A 20,328-nucleotide genomic window follows, 5' to 3' on the forward strand; every position below is an offset into this window, starting at 1 on the left:
ATCAGGTTAGGCGAACCACCGCATCCGCCGGCGGGCCACGGCATCGTTGATCTCCGAAGTTCGGCGTCGTCTCCCTCGGAGCGGGCATCAGCCTCCTCCAGGGCCGGGGGCAGCGGCAGGCGGCCTGCGAGTCGGTGCAGCGCGGGCTGGCCTCACCGCACTTCCGTCCAGGGCCCTTCGCCCCGAACGAGGACGCCGTGCACCGCTGGGTGACCATGGTCGGCCGGGCCTACCGCGGCATACCCCCTTGGACCCCGCTCGATGCCTGACGCCGTCCTGCGGCAGGCACACAGCTCTCCCGCCTCGGCCCGCGCCCCCCTGCTCAGCGCTGCGCCTCCACCGGCTCGCTCTCCGACGGCGCGGCGCCGAAGTCCCCGAGGAAGTGAGCCTGCACGACTCCGTGCTCGGCGTCGAGCGGTCGCTCGAACTCCATCGCGAAGCGACCGTTGTGCACGGTGCCGTCAGCCGTGACGCGGTCCCCGATCGGATCGATCACGCCCGCACTGTCGGCCTCCTGCACGACTACGACGACCTTGCCGTCCGGCGCGCCGCCGCCGCTGTCGACGAACTCGACGGTACCGCGCGCAGAACCGAATCGCGCGTCCTCGATCCGGGTCACCGTCGCCCGGCCTGAGCCGACGCGGATCCCTGCCCCGCCGGTCAGGGTGGGTGCGCCGCAGTCGGCCGCGAACGGCCGCTCCGCCCAGCCCTCGACGCTGACCTTGTTGTCGCGCGCCCACAGCAGCTCGGTGACGTCGCCTTGACCGTCCGCCTCGGGGAACCCCGCCAGTGCCTCGTCGAAGACCTGCACCGGCAGGCTCGTGCCGCCCGGGACGCGCAACCACTGGTGATCGATGTAGACGCGGTGGTACGGATGCGTCTGGTGCACGACCGCCTTGACCAGGGTGGACTCGTCGAAGGGGTTGGCCAGCTGAATATTGGCCACCGCGCGGGAGGACGGCGACGCGGACGCCGACACGAAGCGGGTGTAGTTGGACCGGGCTTCGTTGTTGTAGATGTTCGTCTCGATCACACCGGCGACCGTCGGGTCCTGGTAGAGCCGGATACGGATCACGATGCAGTAGTGGCCGCCGGAGTTGGGCGGGGACCACTCGGCGGTGAACTCCTGGGTCGCGTCGGGCGCGATGTCGTGCGTATCGCTGCCCAACGACACCATCGGTCCGTCCCCGGTGGTGAACTCGACCGCGAAGAAGTCGACGACGACGCCCTTGCACAGGAGGTCGCCACTGTTGCGGACCTTGGCCACGACGGTGTTCGGGTTGCCGCTCCAGGGCGTGTTGAACCAGCGTGCGGGGTCGGCCATCGACTTGGCGTTGCGGACCTCGATATCGGGGCTCTGCCAGTCGGGGCCGCCGGTCCAGGGGCGGATGCCCGGGTCGGGACGCCCGTTGGAGCCGTACTCCACCTTGACCACCGCGTTGTCGGCCGCCGTCGAGTCGACCTTGACGAGCAGCGTCTTGTGCGTCGCCGGGTCGATGTCCTCGTAGTCGGCCGCGGTGTCCAGGATGGGCCCGTCCCCGTCCGCGTCCTTCTGGACAAACATGATCGGCGGGCGTGAGTTGGGCGCCACGAACGCGTCCGACGTGACGTCGCAGATGACCACGCGGCGATCGGTCGGCAACGTGTCGCCGATCTGGCCGCTTTGGCGGCCCCGGTACTCGACGTACGTGTTCCAGCCGTCGGCCAGGCGGATCTCGATGCCGCGCACGCGGTTGGCCGGTGGGCTGCCGAGCTCGGCTGCGTGCAGCGTGACCGGCTCGCTGACGCTGGCCGCCCCGCTGAAGTTGTAGAGCTTCAGGTGGCCGGCATCGACCCACCCTTGACGCATGCGGTTGGAGAGGGTGTAGTGCGGCAGTTCGTCGCGGCTGCCCGCCATCAGGTCCCAGCCGCCGGTGAGGCGGCTGGTGACGTTCGGCGTGTAGGAGGGGAAGTTGTAGAGGTCGGGCAGCCCGAGGGTGTGCCCCAACTCGTGCGACAGCGTTGTGTGGAACTGGCGGCCGTCCTGCGTCGCGAAGTCGGGCGGCGCGAAGACGAAGCCGAAGGTCTCCTGGTCGGTGGAGACGTTGGTCCCGGCCAGGAAGGGCTGAGCCGCACTGGCGTGCGGCCACACGAAGCGCTTGGTTCCCGTCCCCGGGGCGTCCGGGGAGAACGGCACCATCAGCAGCACGTCGATGTTGCCGTAGTCGGCGTTGGTGAGCAGGCCGGTCGATATGGTGCGCGTGACGATCGTCTGTACGGTCGCGCCGAGCGACGACCAGCGCTCGTCGATGACCGTCCCCGCGGCGTTCTTCTTCTGGGCGAAGTAGCTCGTCCAGCCCTGCGGCAGGTCCACCGGTCCGTAGACCCGGTTGTTGTAGGCCTGGATCGTGAGGCCGCGGTTGGTTGCGGCGTTCCAGCCGGACAGTTCCTCGTAGTAAAGGCGCGCCGAGCGGGTCTGGCCGTTGAAGGCGACCCCGTCCTGGACCTCGTCGAGGATCGCCTTACGGGCCGCGGCGAGGTCGGCGGCGGCTGTCGGGAACGACCCGTCGGACGTGTTGACGAGCAGGACGAGGACGCGCCAGTGCCCGTTGTGTGCGTTCGTGCCCAGGTTCTGAGGGGTGCTCGGCCCGCCGCCCCAGTCGCCGGCCGGCGGTGGCGCGCTGTCGCCCTGAACCATCTTCGACGGCCCGTGGTCGGGGTCGCGCCAGTGATCGGTCACCTCGAAGGTGACGCGGTCGAGCTCCTGGCCCGAACTCTTGTCGACCATGGAGACCTCGAACGTGCCGAGCAGCCCGCCGGCGATCAGCATCGGTACCTTGTGGCCGCCCGGGCCGGGGGTTGTCGAAGTGTGCGAGATCAGCGCGGCGTCGGGGTCGCCGTGCACGACGAACGACAGATCGTCGCCCGTCAGCGCGGATCCCGACAGGTCGTACTGCAGCGGCGTCCAGGAACCCACGAACAGCGGCTCGGCCGGCGGCACCAGCCGCGGCCGGCTCTCGAGGTCGGAGAGGTCGTCGGCGACGGCGAGTCCGTTGGCGGTCAGGAGCAGGAGGTGTCCGTCGTCGAGGCCGTGCATCTCGACGATGCGCCCGTCGAGGTCGGGCACGTCGGTGGCGCAGGTTGTCACGCTGCCGTCGGCGAAGCGGAAGACCGATACGCGGTCGGCGGCGGGGTGTGCGGTGAGCAGCAGCTCGCGGTCGGCGCTGACGGTCACGTGCCCGGTGGGAAGCAGGCCGGCCACGACGCCCTGGGTACTGCCGGTCGTGACCTTGAGCAGACGGCCCTCCCCCGCCGTCGCGGCCGCGGCCCACACGTCCTGGGCGCCGGCGGTGACGCCGGTCAGGTTCGGGATGTCGGCGAGCTTGCGCACCTGGCCGTCGCCGAGGCGCACGGCGAGCACCCGCGCCTGGTCCTCGGAAACTGCGAGCGCGTGGCCGCGGCCACTGGGCGGGGTGGTGGCCGCCAGCTGGCCGAGAGTCTGCGCCGTCTGGGCGACTTGCGTCGTTCCCGCGCTCGGATCGTCGGCCGGCACCGCGACGATCGTGCCGTCGCGGAAGGCGATCAGCACCTCCTGGCGGTCCCCGCTCAGGGCGACGCCGCTCGGCGTGGAACCGAGCGCCATGTGCCGGTCGAGCCGGCCGGCGGACCGGTTCCACGACGCCAGGCCGGGCGGGCCGCCTTCCAGGACCCAGATGAGGCCTCGGTCGATGTCTTCAACGGCTGCGATCGCGCCATCGAGCGCGGCGAGTTGCGTGATCATCGTCTCTCCTCCGTTCCTCCTGCCGGGACAGGACATGAAGGATCGCGATCGCTGCCCCTTGCGGACGTACGAGGCCGTCGAAGGACGCCTCAGCCGCTAAGAACGGAGGCTCGAGAAAGGGAGATCACCCGACAGACGGTGCTGCCGAACGACGGCTCAGATGCGCCTGATAACGCATCAGCGGTCGTCACCCAGGGGGGCGCTCGCACCTGTATCAAGCACAACACACTCACTCGGACGGCGCATCTCGGCCGAGGCCTCCCCTGCCGCCCGTACGGCCCGTGTCGTCAGTTGCTGGTCCACTGGGACCAGGGCATGTTCCAGCCGTTCCAGCCGTTGTCCGGGGCGACGGTCTTGTCGGGCGAGTGGACGACCTGGACCACGTCGCCGATGAGCGAGTTGTTGTAGAACCACGCCGCCGGGGTGGACGGGTCGCCGCCGCCCTTGACGTCATGCAGGCCGACGCAGCCGTGGCTGGTGTTCTGGTGGCCGAAGACCGACAGCGGCCGCCAGTAGTTGCCGTGTGCGAAGGTGCCGGAGGTGGACAGTCGCAGGCCGTGCGGGACGTCCTTGATGTGGTAGGCGTTGCCCAGATGCACGGTGCGTGAATCCATGTCCACGACCTGGTCCTTCTCCATGATCACCATCTTGCCGTTGTACGTGGTGTGTTGCGCGTCGCCCAGGCTCGCCGGATACGCCTTGTACAGGGAACCGCCCCGGTAGATCTTCAGGGTGTGGGCGGTGTTGTCGGCGATCGAGGTCTGCGCGCGGCCGATGGTGAAGGACACGTCCTTGTACTGCTTCCCGTACACCCCCGACGCGGTCTTCACCCCGTCCAGCCGCAAATGCAGCGTCACCTTGGTGCCCGGCTTCCAGTACGCCTCCGGGCGGAAGTCCAGCCGCTGGTTGCCGAACCAGTGGCCGCGCACCTCCACCTGAGAGTCGGCGGTGACGGTCACGGCCTTGTCCACGGCGGCCTGGTCGGTCACCGGCTTGGTGAAGTTCAGCGACACCTCCATGCCCACGCCGTACGTCGCGCCCGGGTCGACGTTGAAGACGCCGTAGGTGGTCGCACTGGCGGCCGGGGCGAGCGTCGTGAAGGACGAACTCCGCACCGTGGTACGTCCGGTCGTGTCGGCCGCGGTGGTGGCGACGGTGTAGCGGGTTCCGGTGCGCAGTGCCCCGGACGGCGCCCAGCTCCGGCCGTCGGCGGATATCGCCCCGGCGACCGCGGCACCGTCGGAGGAAGTGACCGCCACCTTGGTCAGCTTGCCCTTGGCCACGGACACCTTCACCGCGCCGTTGGTGTCGACTCCGGTGGCGCCGTTCTTCGGCAGGACGCTGACCACCGCCTGCGACGCCGTCGGCGTGGCAGAACCACCGCCGCCCCCGTTGGGCTGGGCTCCGGCGCTGCCGCTGCACGCGCTCGCCCCCAGCAGAACCGCGCCGAGCCCGGCCGCGAGCCGGCTCTTCCTCGCGACGTTCGCCGCACGTACCGTGATCACTCGAGTCTCCCCATCTCGGATGCTGCTGCTGATAGGAGCACGCACAGCCCGACCACCCGGTTGCCGCCGTTGCAAAGCTGATACGACTACCGTTCGAACGAAGCCACGCCGGTGGCACACGCCCAGGCCGGCTTCCTCCCCCACCGGGCAACCACCGCGCCAGGTAAGCGTTCAGGCCGACCACGCCGGTTCCGGCGGAGCGGTAGCCGAGGTGGCCGTCCGGGCGGACCAGGCAGTGCCCGGCCTCGGGGCCGCGCAGGCCCAGACGATGCAGCGCGAGGCCGTCGGGGTCGTGCAGGAGCGCAGCCGCACAGCCCGGTTGCCGCACGCGACCATCTCATCCGCGACCCCGAGAGGTGCCAGGACCTCGAGTGTGCGCGGCTGCGCAGCCGGCGCGCGCGACTCACGCGCCCGGTCCACCGGGCAATCTCCGTGGGACCGGCACCAACAACCACCACGTCCAGCGTCGGCTCAGCCCCGGGATGCCCGGCACTCGTTCCTTCGACGGCCACACCGGCAACGTACCCACATCACGCCGCGGCCATGAGCCGACCTTCACCGGGCGGGTTCGGGTCAGGGTCAGGGTCAGCGCGGGACGACGAGGTCGGCTCCCACGGCACGGGGCGCACCGTTGCGGTCAGCACCCGGCGGCCGGCCTGTCCGGTCAGTACCAGCTCTGGAAGGAGCCGCCGTCGCATCGGGACGTACGGGCCCCGAAGCCGGCGCTGCCTTCCACGCAGCGCTGGGTCTCCCGGTTCCGGAGCTCGACCGTGCCGTTGCTCCGCCCGTGGACGACCCATCTCTGCGAGGTGCCCCCGTCGCACGGGTGGGTGCGCAGGCCGGACGTGTGCCTGTCGGCGAGGCACTGACCGGTTCTGGCGTTCGTCAGTTGGCGTGTGCCGTCCGACCGGACATGAACGCTCCACTTCTGGGTGGACACACCCGCGCACGAGCTGGTCCGGATGACACCGGACCCCAGACCTTCCAGGCAGAGCCCGGTGCTCTGGTTCACGAACGTCTCCAGGTGGTCATGGCCGACGGCGCGAGCCGGGCCGGCGGTCAGGCCGGCGAGAGCGAGTGCCGCCGCGGTCACCGCGATGGTGGTTCCGGGGAGCGGACGGAGAATCTTCACGATGGCCTCCCTGAGGCGTGCCGGGGCCGTGACGGGGGGTGATCCCGACCGGCTCCCGGCCATGGCCCCACCCGTGTGATCCATGGTCCTCCCGTATGACGGGCCCGGCCATTCCACCCGATGCGCTCGGACCCAGCCGGGTCACACGACCACGCTCAGTACTCCCGCCGCTGCGCTGCGAGTGCGGCGGTGACGTGGGGACGCCGAGCCGGCCGGCTTTGACGTAGGGGATTTACGACCGGCCACGCATCACACCGCCCGCCCGGCTGTTCCCCCGATGGCAGGCGCGCGCATACGGTCATACCGTCACAATAACGGGTCTCCATCCTCCCCAGGGAGTCACCATGCCGATGCTGCTGATCAAGGGCTCGTACCGGGTGAAGGGATCCCAACCCGACGGTGACTCCGTCCACTTCACCCCGGACGCACCAGCCGAGTGGGACCTCGTCGGGGGGACGCACCCCGTCAAACGCAACGCGGTCGGCACGGCCCAGTTGCGGCTGGACGCCATCGACGCGCTGGAGACGCATTACGCGCGGACCGGCCCCAGGCAGCACCAGCCGCTGACGTTCGCCCATGCCGCTGCCGACGAACTGCTCAGCTGGCTCGGGTTCTCCGGAATCCAGCGCGCGGCGAACGAAACCGTCGCCACCTCCATCCCGGACGCCGTGCCCGGCTTCATACTCACCCGTGGCGCCGACCTGCACGGCCGCTGCGTCGCGCTGGCCGGCCGAGGCGAACCGCCCGGCGCCAGCGGTACGGGCGTCAACGTGGACGTGACGCTGCTGGAGACCACCGCCAACCACCACCTGCTCACGGCGGGGCTGGCCTACCCCACCTACTACCGCAATCTCTTCCCCGACCTGCGTACGGCACTGACCTCCGCCGTCCACCAGGCGCAGGCGGAGCCTGCCAAGGGCCTGTGGCCGGGCGACGTGACCACGACCGGGGCGAAGATCTCCGGGCTGTCCTCGATCACCGGTGACGTGGTGATCCTGCCGAAGCTGTTCCGGCGGCTGGTGGACTACCTGCACCTGGGTGACACGTCACTGTCGGGGTTCCCGGCCTTCCTGGCTCAGGCCCAGGACCGCTTCTTCATCCTGTCGACCGGCCACTCCACCACCGGGCTCGACGCGGTGGTCGAGGTCACCAACGGCCAGACGGTGCGGATGACCCGCCCCGCCGAGGACCTGGTCTTCGACGAGGGGTGACCGGCCAGGAGGATGCCGCTCCCTGCGCTCAGGGCTCGAAGCGGTAGCCGATGCCGGGTTCGGTGATCAGGTGGCGCGGGTGTGTCGGGTCCGGTTCGAACTTGCGGCGCAGGCCGGCGAAGTAGACGCGCAGGTAGTTGGTTCGCTGCTCGTGACCTGGCCCCCATACGGCGCGGAGCAGCTGGCGTCCGGTCACCAGGCGGCCGGGGTTGCGCAACAGCGGGGCGAGGAGCCGCCATTCGGTGGGGGTGAGGTGCAGTGCCTCGCCTTCGCCCGACGCGGGGACGGCGGTGTAGGCGGCGAGGTCGACCTGCCAGTCCGCGATGTTCACGGTTCCGGGCTCGTCGATGGCAGGGGGGCGGCGCAGCACGGCTCTGAGCCGGGCGAAGAACTCCTCCATCAGGAAAGGCTTGGTGAGGTAGTCGTCGGCTCCGGCGTCGAGGGCGGCGACCTTCTCGGCGAGGTCCGTGTGCCCGGAGACCACGATGATCGGCAGGGAGGTCCAGGCCCTCAGGCCCTGGATGACGTCGATGCCGGACACCTGGGGCAGACCGAGGTCGAGGACGACGACGTCGGGCGGGTTGCGGGAGGCCAGTTGCAGGGCGGTGGCGCCGTCCGGGGCGGTGGCCACGTCGTAGTGACGGGCCTTGAGGTGGATGAGCAGGGCCCGCGTCATCTGCGGTTCGTCGTCGACGATCAGGACTCGGCTCATGCCGGTGCCGCCTCCTCGGTGGCCACCGTCGCCCCCGCAGCCGCGGTGGCGGGCAGGGCGAGGACCATGGTCAGGCCGCCGCCGGGGGTGTCCTCGGGGGTGAGGGTGCCGCCCATGGCCTCGGTCAGGCCGCGGGACAGGGCGAGGCCGAGTCCGAGGCCGGTGGTGTTGTCGGTGTCGCCCAGGCGCTGGAAGGGTTCGAAGACCCGGTCCCGGTCCTCCGCCCGCAGCCCGGGTCCCTGGTCGACGACGCGCAGTTCGACGCGGGGGCCGAGGGCGCTGGCGCTGACCAGGACCTGCTTGCCGTCGGGCGTGTGCCGTACGGCGTTGGCCACCAGGTTGGCGACGACCCGTTCCAGGAGGGGCGGGTCCGCGAGGACGGCGGTGGTCTCGTCGAGTGCCTGGGCGATGACGGGCACCGGGGTTTCGGGGAGAGTGTCCAGGGCCAGTGCGAACACGTCGGCGAGTGCGGTCGCCTGGATGTGCAGGGTGAGGGCACCGGCCTGGAGACGGCTCATGTCGAGCAGGTTGTCGACCAGGTGGTTGAGCTTGTCGAGTGACTCCTCAGCGGTGGCGAGGAGTTCGTCGCGGTCGTCGTCGGAGAACTCGACGTCACGGCTGCGCAGACCGCTCACGGCGGCCCACGCGGCGGCCAGCGGGGTACGCAGGTCATGGCCGACGGCGGCGAGCAGCGCCGTACGCATCCGGTCGGCGGCCTTGACCGGCTCGACCTCGGCGGCGGCCTCGGCCAGCCGGGCGTGTTCCAGGGCGGCGGAGACGTGGGCGGCGAAGGCGGTGAGCACCCGGCGTTCGGATGCGGCCAGAGTGCGGCCCCGCAGGACGAGCAGGCTGTCGTGCCCGACCGGAACCTTCACGGCGGCCTCGTCGGCTCCCGGTTGCGGACCGCTGTCCTGGTCGACCAGGACAGCGGACTCCATGCCGAAGGCCTCCCTGGTGCGCTCCAGCAGAGCGGGCACCGCTTGGGCGCCGCGCAGGATGCTGCCGGCCAGGGAGGAGAGGGTCTCGGCCTCGGCGGTGGCGTTGGCGGCGCGCCGGGACAGCCGTAGGGAGCGGTCGACGATCGTCGCGACGGTCACGGCGACCGACGCGAAGACGGCCAGGGCGAGGGCGTTGTTGGCCTCGCCGATGGTGAACCGGCCGATGGGCGGGATGAAGTAGTAGTTGAGGAGCAGCGAGGCCGTGATCGAGGCCAGCAGTGCGGAGGCCACACCTCCGATGCAGGCGACGCCGACGACGGCCAGGAGGAAGAGCAGGGCCTCGCTGGTGAGGTTGAGGATTCCTCGGTTGTTGGCGAGCAGGACGGTGAGCAGCACCGGGAGGACGAATCCGGCCACCGGTCCGGCCACTCTGCGGGTGCGGGGCAGGCTGCTGCCGGTGGTGGGCAACAGGCGGCCGCGTCCGGCGCGTTCGTGGGTGACCCGGTGGACGTCGATGTCGCCGGAGAGTTCGGTGGTGATCTCGCCGACGCCGGGTCCGGTGACGAAACGCATCAGCTGTCCGCGGCGGCTGGTACCCATGACCAGCTGGGTGGCGTTTTCCGCGCGGGCGAAGTCCAGGAGGGCGGTGGGGATGTGGTCGCCGACGACCGAGTGGTAGCTGCCGCCGAGGCTCTCGATGAGTTCGCGCTGTCTGGCGAGTGCGGCGGGCGAGGCGTCGGCGAGTCCGTCGCTGCGGGCGATGTGCACGGCGAGCAGGTCACCGCCGGCGGAGCGGTCGGCGATCCTGGCCGCCCGGCGGATCAGGGTGTCGCCCTCCGGGCCGCCGGTGAGGGCGACGACGACCCGTTCGCGGGTCTCCCAGATGCCGCCGATGCCGTGCTCGGAGCGGTACTTCTGCAGGCCCTCGTCCACGCGGCCGGCGACCCACAGCAGGGCCAGTTCGCGCAGTGCGGTGAGGTTCCCGACCCGGAAGTAGTGCGAGAGCGCGGCGTCGACCTTTTCGGGGGCGTAGACGTTGCCGTGTGCCATGCGTCGGCGCAGCGCCTCGGCGGGCATGTCGACCAGCTCGATCTGGTGGGCGCGGCGGACGATCTCGTCGGGGACGGTCTCGCGCTGCGGGACGCCGGTGATCTTCTCGACGACGTCGTTGAGCGACTCCAGGTGCTGGATGTTGACGGTGGTGACGACGTCGATGCCCGCGTTCAGCAGCTCGTCTATGTCCTCCCAGCGCTTGGCGTTGCGGCCGCCGGGAATGTTGGTGTGGGCCATCTCGTCGACCAGCGCGACCTGCGGGGCGCGGGCCAGGACGGCGTCGAGGTCCATCTCGGGGAAGACGCTGTCCCGGTAGTGGCGTTCGGCCCGGGGAAGCATCTCCAGTCCCTCGAGCATCGCCTCGGTGTTCGGACGCCTGTGGCACTCGACGAACGCCACCACGACGTCGGTCCCGCGTGCGGCTCGGCGCCGGCCCTCGTCCAGCATCCGGTAGGTCTTGCCGACCCCGGGCGCCGCCCCGAGGAAGACCTTGAGCCTGCCGGGCAGTCCGCCCGGGGCGTCGGCAGCCGTCGTTGTGACGGTTCGCGTCACCGGGAACCCTCCTCCTTGCGGTAAGTGCCACGCTGCCCGCTCGCGCAGGGCGTTCCTGTGCGAGCGGGCAGTGTGATGGACGCGGTCATGCATCGTTATGTGAGGTTGGCCAGGGCCAGGTTGAGTTCGACCACGTTCACGTACTGCTCGCCCAGGAAGCCCAGCGCCCGGCTGTGGGTGTTGGCGGCGACGAGCTTGTTCACGGCGCTCTGTTCGAGGCCCCGGTTCTTGGCGACGCGGGCGACCTGTTCGTACGCGTACGCCTTGGAGATGTCCGGGTCGAGGCCGGAGCCGGACGCGGTGACCGCGTCGGCCGGGACCTTCGACGCGGGTACCCCGTCGAACGCGGCCACGGCCGCCTTGCGCTCCTTGACGGTCTTGACCAGGTCGGGGTTGTTGGGGCCGAGGTTGGACGCACCCGAGACTGTCGGGTCGTAGCCGCCGGCGGAGGGGCGGGGCTGGAACCACTTGGGGTCGGGCTTGGCCACCTCGTTGGCGTCGTTCGGGTTCTTCTTGGGGAGGTTGAAGTTCTGGCCGAGCAGGCTGGAGCCGACGACCTTGCCGTTCTGCTTCACCAGGGAGCCGTTGGCCTGACCGGAGAACGCGGCCTGGGCGACGCCGGTGATCAGCAGCGGGTAGGCGATGCCGGTGATCACGGTGAACACCAGCAGCATCCGCAGGGCCGCCAGGTGGTTGCGGACCACCGTGGAAAGGGAGCTGGACATGATGGTTGCCTTCTGTCTCGGTCAGCGGAGCCCGGGGATGAACTGGATGATCAGGTCGATCGCCTTGATGCCGACGAACGGCAGGACCAGGCCGCCCAGGCCGTAGACCAGGATGTTGCGGTTGAGCAGCGACGCCGCCGATGACGGCCGGTAGCGGACGCCGCGCAGGGCGAGCGGGATCAGCACGACGATGATCAGCGCGTTGAAGATGATCGCCGAGGAGATCGCCGACGTCGGGCTGTGCAGGCCCATGATGTTGAGCTTGTTCAGGCCCGGGTAGGCGGTGGCGAACATCGCCGGGATGATCGCGAAGTACTTCGCGACGTCGTTGGCGATGGAGAAGGTCGTCAACGCGCCCCGGGTGATCAGCAGCTGCTTGCCGATCTCCACGATCTCGATCAGCTTGGTCGGGTTGGAGTCCAGGTCCACCATGTTCCCGGCCTCCTTGGCGGCCGAGGTGCCGGTGTTCATGGCCACCCCGACGTCCGCCTGGGCCAGCGCCGGGGCGTCGTTGGTGCCGTCGCCGGTCATGGCGACGAGCTTGCCGCCCGCCTGCTCCCGCTTGATCAGCGCCATCTTGTCCTCGGGAGTCGCCTCGGCGAGGAAGTCGTCGACGCCCGCCTCCTCGGCGATGGCCTTGGCGGTCAGCGGGTTGTCGCCGGTGATCATGACCGTACGGATGCCCATGCGCCGCAGCTCGTCGAAGCGTTCCCGCATGCCGTTCTTGACGACGTCCTTGAGGTGGATGACGCCCAGCACCCGGGCGGTGGCCACGCCGTTGCGCCGAACCAGTTCGCCGACCACCAGGGGGGTGCCGCCGCTTGCGGAAATGCCGTCGACCAGCGGGCCGACGTCGTCGGTGGGGTGTCCGCCGTTGTCGCGCACCCACTTCATCACCGCGGTCGCGGCGCCCTTGCGCAGCGACCGGCCGTCGCCGGAACCGTCGAGGTCCACGCCGCTCATACGGGTCTGGGCAGTGAAGGGAACGAACTCGGCATGGCCCAGCTCGCCTTCGGTCCGGGCCCGCAGCCCGTACGTCTCCTTGGCCAGGACGACGATGGAACGGCCCTCGGGGGTCTCGTCGGCCAGCGAGGACAACTGCGCGGCGTCCGCGAGCTCGTTGACGTCGACCCCGCCGGCCGGGAGGAACTCCGAGGCCTGGCGGTTGCCGAGAGTGATCGTGCCGGTCTTGTCCAGCAGCAGGGTGTTGACGTCACCGGCGGCCTCGACGGCCCGTCCTGACATGGCCAGGACGTTGCGCTGCACCAGGCGGTCCATGCCGGCGATGCCGATCGCGGACAGCAGCGCGCCGATGGTCGTCGGGATCAGTGCCACCACGAGGGCGACCAGGATGACGATGGACTGCTCCGCGCCCGCGAAGATCGCGAAGGGCTGGAGAGTGACCACCGCCAGCAGGAAGACGATCGTGAGCGACGCCAGCAGGATGTTCAGCGCGATCTCGTTGGGCGTCTTCTGCCGCGCGGCGCCCTCGACCAGGGCGATCATGCGGTCGATGAAGGTCTCGCCGGGCTTGGAGGTGATCTTCACGATGATCCGGTCCGACAGCACCTTCGTACCGCCCGTGACGGCCGACCGGTCGCCGCCGGACTCCCGGATGACCGGGGCCGACTCACCGGTGATCGCCGACTCGTCGACCGAGGCGACGCCCTCCACGACGTCACCGTCGCCGGGGATGATCTGCCCGGCCTCGACCACCACATGGTCGCCGAGCTGGAGCTGGGCGCCGGGCACCTCCTCCTCCCGTAGCTCCTTCACTCCCGGCTTCCAGCCGGTCAGCCGCCGGGCGACCGATTCGGTCTTCGCCCGCCGCAGGGTCTCCGCCTGCGCCTTGCCGCGGCCTTCGGCGACGGCTTCGGACAGGTTGGCGAAGATCGCGGTCAGCCACAGCCAGACGGTGATCACCCAGGCGAAGACGGACGGATCCTTGATCGCCGACAGGGTGGTCAGGACCGCCCCGATCCACACCACGAACATGACCGGGTTCTTCACCATCACCCGGGGGTCGAGTTTGCGGCAGGCGTCCGGGATGGAGGTGATGAGCTGCCTGGGGTCGAGCATGCCGCCGGAGACCCGGTGCTGCTCCGATGCGGAGGGATCGCTCCCCGTGGCGGGGGGTTCGACGGTGGTCAGGGACATCAGGACAGGCCTTCCGCGAGCGGCCCCAGCGCGAGTGCGGGGAAATAGGTGAGGCCGACGACGATGAGAATCACGCCGGTCAGCAGACCGACGAACTGCGGCCGGTGAGTGGGCAGGGTGCCCGCCGTCACCGGAACCGGCTGCTGTCTGGCCAGCGACCCGGCCAGCGCCAGCACGAACACCATGGGCAGGAACCGGCCGAAGAGCATGGCGAGGCCGAGCGCGGTGTTGTACCAGTCGGTGTTGACCGAGATACCCGCGAACGCCGAGCCGTTGTTGTTGCCGGCCGAGGTGAACGCGTACAGCACCTCCGAGAACCCGTGTGGACCGCTGTTCAGCATCGAGGCCCGCTCACCGGGCAGCGCCATCGCCAGACCGGCGCCGACCAGCACCACGGTCGGGGTGGTGAGGATGTACAGGGAGGCGAACTTCATCTCCCGGCCGCCGAGCTTCTTGCCCAGGTACTCCGGGGTGCGGCCGACCATCAGCCCGGCCACGAAGACCGCGATGATCGCCAGGATCAGGATGCCGTAGAGGCCGGATCCGGTGCCGCCGGGCGCGATCTCGCCCAGCATCATGTTGAAGATCGTCATCCCGCCGCCACCCGGCGAGAACGAATCATGGAAGGAGTTGACCGCGCCCGTCGAGGTGAGCGTCGTCGACACCGCGAACAGCGCCGACGCCCAGATCCCGAACCGCTGTTCCTTGCCCTCCATCATGCCGCCGGCCAGATGCCCTGCCTGGCTGCTGACGCTGTGCAGCTCGTTCGCCGTGACGATCGCGACCGACGAGGCCCAGATGATCGCCATGACGGCAACGATGGCGTAGCCCTGGCGGTTGTCGCCGACCATCTTGCCGAAGGTGCGCGGCAGCGAGAACCCGATCACCAGCAGCAGGTAGATCTCCAGCCAGTTGGTGAAGGCGTTGGGGTTCTCGAAGGGGTGCGCGGAGTTGGCGTTGTAGAAACCGCCGCCGTTGGTGCCCAGCTCCTTGATCGCCTCCTGCGAGGCCACCGGACCACCGGTCAGGCTCTGGTGGTCACCGGCGATCGTCGAGATCGACTCGATCCCGTGGAAGTTCTGGATCATTCCGCTCGCCACGAAGACGATCGACAGCGGCAGCAGCAGTCGCAGTACGACCCGGGTCAGGTCCACCCAGAAGTTGCCGACCCGGTCGGTCTTCTTCCGTGTGAAGCCCCTGATCAGGGCGGCGACCACGGCGATGCCGACGGCCGCGGAGACGAAGTTCTGCACGGCCAGGCCCGACATCTGCACCAGGTGGCCCATCGTCGTCTCACCCGAGTACGACTGCCAGTTGGTGTTGGTGACGAAGGACGCGGCCGTGTTGAACGACTGGCCCGGGGTGACCGCCTTCATGCCGATGGACAGCAGCAGGTGGCTCTGCAGCCGCAGGAATCCGTACAGGAACAGCACGGAGACGGCGGAGAAGGCCAGCACGCTGCGCAGATACGCCGACCACTTCTGGTCCGCGTCCCCGTTCACGCCGCCCAGCTTGTAGACGATCGCCTCGGCGCGCAGGTGCTTGGGCGTGGTGAGGATGTGGGCGATGTAGTCGCCCAGCGGCCGGTACGACAGGGCCAGCGCACCGATCAGAGCGATGACCTGGAGCCAGCCCGCGAGGGTGTCGTTCACTAGAACTTCTCCGGGAAGATCAGGGCCAGCACCAGATAGCCGACCAGGGCCACGGCCACGACGAGTCCGACGACGTTTTCGACGCTCACAGCCGCTCGACCCCCTTGGCGATCAGGCCGATGACAGCGAAGACCACGACGGTCAGGACGATGAAGGCTAGGTCTGGCATGTGGGAGACACCCCGGAAGTAAGGAAAGGGATATAACCGCCCAATCCTCTCGGACGTGGGGTGATCACGAGCTGACCTGAGCGGGTCGGCGAGAACCGACTCCTGAAGCGAAGCGCCCGCACGTTCCCCTGACGACCCCCGTTAGCGCTCCCCTGACGCCGCGACCCAGCACCTTGATGCCGTATTGATGCGCCACGCACCATCCGGCGGTCCCGACCCGTCCGGGCTACTCCCCCAGGCCGACGTCCTCCTGGTCCAGGGCGCGCTGGATACGCCTGCGCGTGGTGTCGCTGATCCGGTGCTCGTCGTAGAGCCGTTGCAGCTCTGCGGACTCCGCCTCGATCAGGGCCCGGCGCATGGCGCGATAGGCGGTGGCGGTGGAGTCCGCCGAATCCGCCGCCTCGTCCATCTCGGACCGGGCGTGGTCGATACGGGCCTGCAGGCCGCGGCGCAGCTGATCCACGACGACCTCGGGAGCGGCGTCCAGGTCGGCGAGCTGCTCCAGGTGCGTGAGCCCGGCACGGGCGAGGCTGTCCCGGGCCTTGGCTTCCTCGCGGGCGGTGCTGTCGGGCTCCAGGGCGATGCCGGAGCGGCGGACCACGGGCGTCAGCGTGAAACCCTGCAGGACCAGGGTGAACACGACGACCGCGGTGGTCAGCACCAGCACCAGTTCCCGCTGCGGCAGCGGCGTGCCGTCGTGGGCGGTGAGCGGGATGGACAGGGCGGCCGCAAGCGGCAGGACGCCGCGAGTGCCGGCCCACGACAGTACGGCCGGGACGCGCCAGGAGATCGGGCCGATGCCGCGCCGGTGCTGCATGGCGGCGGAGAGCGGGAAGACCCAGAGCATCCGGACGGTCAGCAGGGTCCCGGCCACGGCGAGCGCCTGCAGCGGCCAGGTGTGGCCCTCGGCGCCGAGATCGCGGATGAGCGACGGGAGTTCCAGGCCGATGAGGGCGAAGACCACGCTTTCCAGCAGGAAGACGACCGTGTCGTAGACCGCGTGCACCTGCAGGCGGATGGGTGCGTTGGTGAGCCGGTGTGTCTGCCCGCCCAACACCACCCCGGCAACCACCACCGCCGTCACCCCCGAAGCGTGCACATCCTCCGCCAGGACGTACGCCGCGTAGGGGGTGACCAGCGCGATCACCGTCTCCAGCACCGGGTCCTCGGTACGCCGCCGGATCAGCGCCACCACCCCGGCCACCACCGCCCCGACCAGCGCCCCGCCACCACCCAAGACCACGAACTCACCCGCTGCCGTGCCTCCCGACAACGCCCCGCCGGCCACCGCCGTACCCACCGCGACCTTGAACAGCACCAGGCTCGTGGCGTCGTTGAACAGGCTCTCGGCCTGCACCATCATCTGGATACGCGGCGGCAGCGCGAGCCGCCGCCCCAGCGCGGTCACCGCCACCGGGTCCGTGCTGGCCAGCACCGCTCCCAGGACGAAGGCCATCGTCCCGGAGAGCGGGGTCAACGCCGCCGCCACCGCACCCACGGCAGCGGCCGAGGCCAGCACCAGTCCGAAGGCGAGCACCGTGACCGGCCGCCACACCCGACGCAGCTCACGCCAGGAGATCTCCTCCGCCGAGGCATACAGCAGCGGCGGCAGCACCACCAGATTGATCACCTGCGGCGACACCCGGAAAGCCATCACCCAGGGCAGCAGGCCCACCCCGATACCGGCTATGACCAGCAAGGACGGCGCCGGAATACGCCAATGACGAGCACCTGTGGCCACGGCCGTGGCCACCGCCACCAGGAGCAGTACTGCGGTCAGGTCGCTCACGGCGTGTCCCCCGGGTCGTCAGAGCTGGTCATGCTTGTCCCGCCGCCGACCAGACTTCCCGGCACACCGAGGCCAGTCTAATGACAGCCGTCCCGGCCGGTTCCTCCTGCCACACACTGGGAGACCGGATCCAGCGGCGTAAGGGGACCGCTGCCGTACGAAACCCAGGACGGGTCACCTTCACCGGCGAGCGCCAGGCAGCCGAGAACGTCATCACCGTCATCGGCCTGCGCCCCCGCCTGACCGAGTTCCGCTGATCCGGCGAAGGCCCGCACGCCGACAGGGGCTCCGCGTCAGGGAGTCGTCAGGGCATTCGCACGTCGCGTCAAGCGCGCGTCAGAGCATGGTCAGGGCCCGGACCAGCAGGCATAGCGTCGGTGGAGCGTCTACGGCCACCGTGCCGGACCGGCGCAGTCCGTCTTTCCTTCAGGGAGGAACGCCATGTCGCAGTGCCTGCTCGCGGAGGACCCCGAGCCTTCTGAACCCGTCCCGGCCGGACCGTTGTTCGTGCCCGTCCGGCCGGGACCCGTGGGCTGTACGGCCCGCTTCTTCCGCACCCCGCTGGGCGGCCGGACGGCCGTCGGCTTCACCACCGAACGGCAGCTCGTCGCCACCCTGGGCACCGGCCAGGGCTGGATCATGCTCTCCGAGCACGCGCTGCGCGCCCTGGCCACGCCGCTGGGCGTCACCGCCCTCACCGTCGACCCGCAGTTCGCCGCTCCGGCCCCGGCTGCGACCTCCACGACAGAGACCGGGCGCGACTGGGACGCGCAGGTCGCCTCCCTGAACCTGCTGATCGGCTGAAGGGCGACCGCCATGACCCTCGCACTGTCGCCGGAAGCCACCCCGGCCACACCCGTGCCCGGTGAGCCCGGCCCTTTCTCCGTCTGGCCGGCGTCCGCCCGGCCTGCCCCCGGCGGCGACGTCAGCGTTGGCGGAGTGTCCCTGGCCGAGGCCGCCGACCGGTTCGGGACGCCTCTGTACGTCCTGGACGAGCAGGAGGTGCGGGAGCGCTGCCGTACGTACCGCGCGGCGTTCCCGGACGCCGATGTCGTCTACGCCGCCAAGGCGTTCCTGTGCCGGGCCGTCGCCCACTGGGTGATGGAAGAGGGGCTCGGCCTGGACGTCTGCTCCGCCGGCGAGCTCGAGCTCGCGGTCACCACCGGCTTCCCGCCGGACAGGATCGTGATGCACGGCAACGCCAAGAGCCCGCAAGACTTGCAGGCTGCCCTCCGGCTCGGCGTCGGGCGGATCGTCATCGACAGCGCCTCGGAAATCGTACGGCTGGCCGCACTTGTGCCGGTGGGCGGCGCCCGCCAGCAAGTCATGCTGCGCGTGGTGCCGGGGATCGCGGCCGGCGGGCACGCGGCGATACGTACCGGCACCGACGGCCAGAAGTTCGGCCTGTCGATCACCGACGGGTCGGCCCAGCACGCCATCGACCGGATCCTCGGCCAGCCCGGCCTGGAACTGGTCGGCCTGCACTGCCACATCGGCTCCCAGATCGCCACCGTCAAGCCGTACGTCGTCGCGGTCCGCCGCCTGATCGGCCTGATGGCCCGGATACGGGACCAACACGGCGTCACCTTCGCGCAGTTGGATCTCGGCGGGGGCCACGCCGTCGCCTACCGGCCCGGCGAGGAAGCGCTCGACGCCAACGCCCTGGCCGCCCGGGTACGTACCGAACTCGCCGACGGCTGCGCCCGGGCCCGGCTGCCCGTGCCCCGCCTCACCATCGAACCGGGCCGCGCGGTCACCGGCCCCGCCGGTGTGGCCGTCTACCACGTCCTCGCCGTCAAACGCACCGGCAAGCGCACCTTCGTCGCCGTCGACGGCGGCATGAGCGACAACCCCCGGCCCGCGCTGTACGGCGTCCGCTACGCCCCCCGGCTCATCGGCCGCCCCACCTCCGCCGCACCGCACCCGGTCACGGTGGTCGGCCGGCACTGCGAGGCCGGCGACATCCTGGCCGACGACGCACCGCTGCCGGACGACGTGCGCCCCGGCGACCTGCTCGCCGTCCCCGTCGCCGGCGCGTACCACCTCTCCATGGCCTCCGCCTACAACCTGGTCGGCCGCCCGCCCGTGGTCGCCGTCGCCGACGGCACCGCCCGCGTCCTCGTACGCCGCGAGTCACTCGCCGACATGAGCAGCCGCGACATCGGCCTGTAGTGCCCGCTCCACCCGCTCCGGCGTCAAGGACGCGACAAGACCACGGACCACGGCGTCAGGGAAGTGTCAGGGCCGGGGTCGCGGAGATGCGGCGCCTCTAGCGTCGGATCCATGGACTCGCGAAGCGCTCGATCCGCCTCGGCGCGCAGGCGGCGGCCTCCGGGGCCGCCACCTGGCGGGAGCTGGGCCGACGACCGGCACTGGCGCGGCGACGCCCGGAACGCGATCCGGTGCGCCCTCGCCTTCTACGCGCTGGCCATGCTGCTCGACGGGGCCGCCGGCACCCTCAGCCTGCCGCGTGCTGCCCTGTGGACCGGGCTGGCGCTTCTGGTCCTCGTGGTCCTGCTGCCGCCCCGGGTGACCGTCGGCGAGGGGTGGCTGGCCGTACGGGGCCTGGTGCACGAGCGCCGGGTGCGCACCGATGCCCTGGTCGAGGTGCGGCAGTACCCGGGCGTCTCCGCCCACCTGCTCCTCCGGGACGCCGCCGGCCGCTGGCTGGAACTCGATCCGAGGGTCCTGGTCGGCAACGCGCTCATCTGGCACGAGGTGGACGCGGGCGTCCGCCGGTCCCGCGAACGCGGCACCCTGCGTTCCGGCACGGACGTACTGCAGCGGCTCAGCGAGCGGATCGACGGTGCGCAGGCCCACGCGGTGTTCCGGGCCTCCGGCCTGGAGTAGCTCAGGCGCGTGTCGGAGCAGCGTCAGGAACGGGTCAGAGCGCTGAAGTCGCAAGCCAGGAACCGGCCGGGGCTCCGGCCGGCATCGCCGTACCGCTGAAGTCGGCCTGCGCCTACAGTACGA

At 70.4% G+C, this 20,328-nt stretch carries 16 protein-coding genes; 6 read left to right on the forward strand and 10 right to left on the reverse strand.

The genetic code is table 11. The annotated features are described in order from the left end of the window. Positions 1 to 86 precede the first annotated feature (86 nt). Positions 87 to 269 carry an SRPBCC family protein gene (locus ACFXJ5_RS03770; RefSeq protein ID WP_384626576.1) on the forward strand — a complete coding sequence of 61 codons (183 nt, stop codon included), beginning with the start codon at positions 87 to 89 and terminating at the stop codon, positions 267 to 269. A gap of 53 nt (positions 270 to 322) precedes the next feature. Here the strand turns inward: ACFXJ5_RS03770 and ACFXJ5_RS03775 are convergent, their stop codons facing one another. The 3 genes from ACFXJ5_RS03775 to ACFXJ5_RS03785 all read right to left on the reverse strand — a co-directional run bounded on the left by ACFXJ5_RS03775 (position 323) and on the right by ACFXJ5_RS03785 (position 6,397). Continuing rightward, complete coding sequence (locus ACFXJ5_RS03775; protein WP_384626302.1) at positions 323 to 3,760, reverse strand: hypothetical protein; 3,438 nt, start codon at positions 3,758 to 3,760, stop codon at positions 323 to 325. A 287-nt stretch (positions 3,761 to 4,047) separates the two neighbouring features. Next, positions 4,048 to 5,265 carry an Ig-like domain-containing protein gene (locus tag ACFXJ5_RS03780; protein ID WP_384626305.1) on the reverse strand — a complete coding sequence of 406 codons (1,218 nt, stop codon included), beginning with the start codon at positions 5,263 to 5,265 and terminating at the stop codon, positions 4,048 to 4,050. A 664-nt stretch (positions 5,266 to 5,929) separates the two neighbouring features. Next, positions 5,930 to 6,397: an RICIN domain-containing protein gene (locus tag ACFXJ5_RS03785; RefSeq protein WP_384626308.1), complete on the reverse strand. Its 468-nt coding sequence runs from the start codon at positions 6,395 to 6,397 to the stop codon at positions 5,930 to 5,932. Positions 6,398 to 6,741: 344 nt separating this feature from the next. On the opposite strand from ACFXJ5_RS03785, the gene ACFXJ5_RS03790 reads away from it, so the two are divergent. Further along, positions 6,742 to 7,608: a nuclease gene (locus tag ACFXJ5_RS03790; RefSeq protein WP_384626310.1), complete on the forward strand. Its 867-nt coding sequence runs from the start codon at positions 6,742 to 6,744 to the stop codon at positions 7,606 to 7,608. A 28-nt stretch (positions 7,609 to 7,636) separates the two neighbouring features. Here the strand turns inward: ACFXJ5_RS03790 and ACFXJ5_RS03795 are convergent, their stop codons facing one another. From ACFXJ5_RS03795 to ACFXJ5_RS03825, 7 genes are all read right to left on the reverse strand, one after another. Continuing rightward, complete coding sequence (locus ACFXJ5_RS03795; protein ID WP_384626312.1) at positions 7,637 to 8,320, reverse strand: response regulator; 684 nt, start codon at positions 8,318 to 8,320, stop codon at positions 7,637 to 7,639. Next, positions 8,317 to 10,863: an ATP-binding protein gene (locus ACFXJ5_RS03800; protein WP_384626315.1), complete on the reverse strand. Its 2,547-nt coding sequence runs from the start codon at positions 10,861 to 10,863 to the stop codon at positions 8,317 to 8,319. Before ACFXJ5_RS03800 ends, ACFXJ5_RS03795 begins: the two co-directional genes overlap by 4 nt. 95 nt (positions 10,864 to 10,958) lie before the next feature. After that, the gene (gene kdpC, locus ACFXJ5_RS03805; protein WP_384626318.1) at positions 10,959 to 11,588 is read right to left on the reverse strand and encodes a potassium-transporting ATPase subunit KdpC; all 630 of its coding nucleotides are present in this window, start codon (positions 11,586 to 11,588) and stop codon (positions 10,959 to 10,961) included. Positions 11,589 to 11,609: 21 nt separating this feature from the next. Further along, positions 11,610 to 13,745 (reverse strand): potassium-transporting ATPase subunit KdpB, encoded by a 2,136-nt coding sequence (kdpB, locus tag ACFXJ5_RS03810; protein WP_384626320.1) that lies wholly within the window; start codon positions 13,743 to 13,745, stop codon positions 11,610 to 11,612. Continuing rightward, positions 13,745 to 15,397, reverse strand: a complete 1,653-nt coding sequence (gene kdpA, locus ACFXJ5_RS03815; RefSeq protein WP_384626322.1) for a potassium-transporting ATPase subunit KdpA — start codon at positions 15,395 to 15,397, stop codon at positions 13,745 to 13,747. Before kdpA ends, kdpB begins: the two co-directional genes overlap by 1 nt. After that, a complete protein-coding gene (kdpF, locus tag ACFXJ5_RS03820) occupies positions 15,397 to 15,486 on the reverse strand; it encodes a K(+)-transporting ATPase subunit F (protein ID WP_329311587.1) in 90 nt (29 codons plus the stop codon). The genes kdpA and kdpF overlap by 1 nt, the downstream gene beginning before the upstream one ends. A gap of 306 nt (positions 15,487 to 15,792) precedes the next feature. Next, positions 15,793 to 17,355, reverse strand: a complete 1,563-nt coding sequence (locus ACFXJ5_RS03825; protein ID WP_384626325.1) for a Na+/H+ antiporter — start codon at positions 17,353 to 17,355, stop codon at positions 15,793 to 15,795. 80 nt (positions 17,356 to 17,435) lie between these two features. On the opposite strand from ACFXJ5_RS03825, the gene ACFXJ5_RS03830 reads away from it, so the two are divergent. From ACFXJ5_RS03830 to ACFXJ5_RS03845, 4 genes are all read left to right on the forward strand, one after another. Then, the gene (locus tag ACFXJ5_RS03830; protein WP_384626328.1) at positions 17,436 to 17,612 is read left to right on the forward strand and encodes a hypothetical protein; all 177 of its coding nucleotides are present in this window, start codon (positions 17,436 to 17,438) and stop codon (positions 17,610 to 17,612) included. A 184-nt stretch (positions 17,613 to 17,796) separates the two neighbouring features. Then, positions 17,797 to 18,159, forward strand: a complete 363-nt coding sequence (locus tag ACFXJ5_RS03835; RefSeq protein WP_384626330.1) for an SAV_915 family protein — start codon at positions 17,797 to 17,799, stop codon at positions 18,157 to 18,159. 12 nt (positions 18,160 to 18,171) lie between these two features. Further along, a complete protein-coding gene (lysA, locus tag ACFXJ5_RS03840) occupies positions 18,172 to 19,527 on the forward strand; it encodes a diaminopimelate decarboxylase (RefSeq protein WP_384626332.1) in 1,356 nt (451 codons plus the stop codon). A 111-nt stretch (positions 19,528 to 19,638) separates the two neighbouring features. Then, entirely contained in the window at positions 19,639 to 20,205 is a 567-nt protein-coding gene (locus tag ACFXJ5_RS03845) for a hypothetical protein (protein ID WP_384626335.1), read from the forward strand. Positions 20,206 to 20,328: the final 123 nt, after the last annotated feature.

Source organism: Streptomyces sp. NPDC059373, from assembly GCF_042751495.1.
Lineage (GTDB): Bacteria > Actinomycetota > Actinomycetes > Streptomycetales > Streptomycetaceae > Actinacidiphila.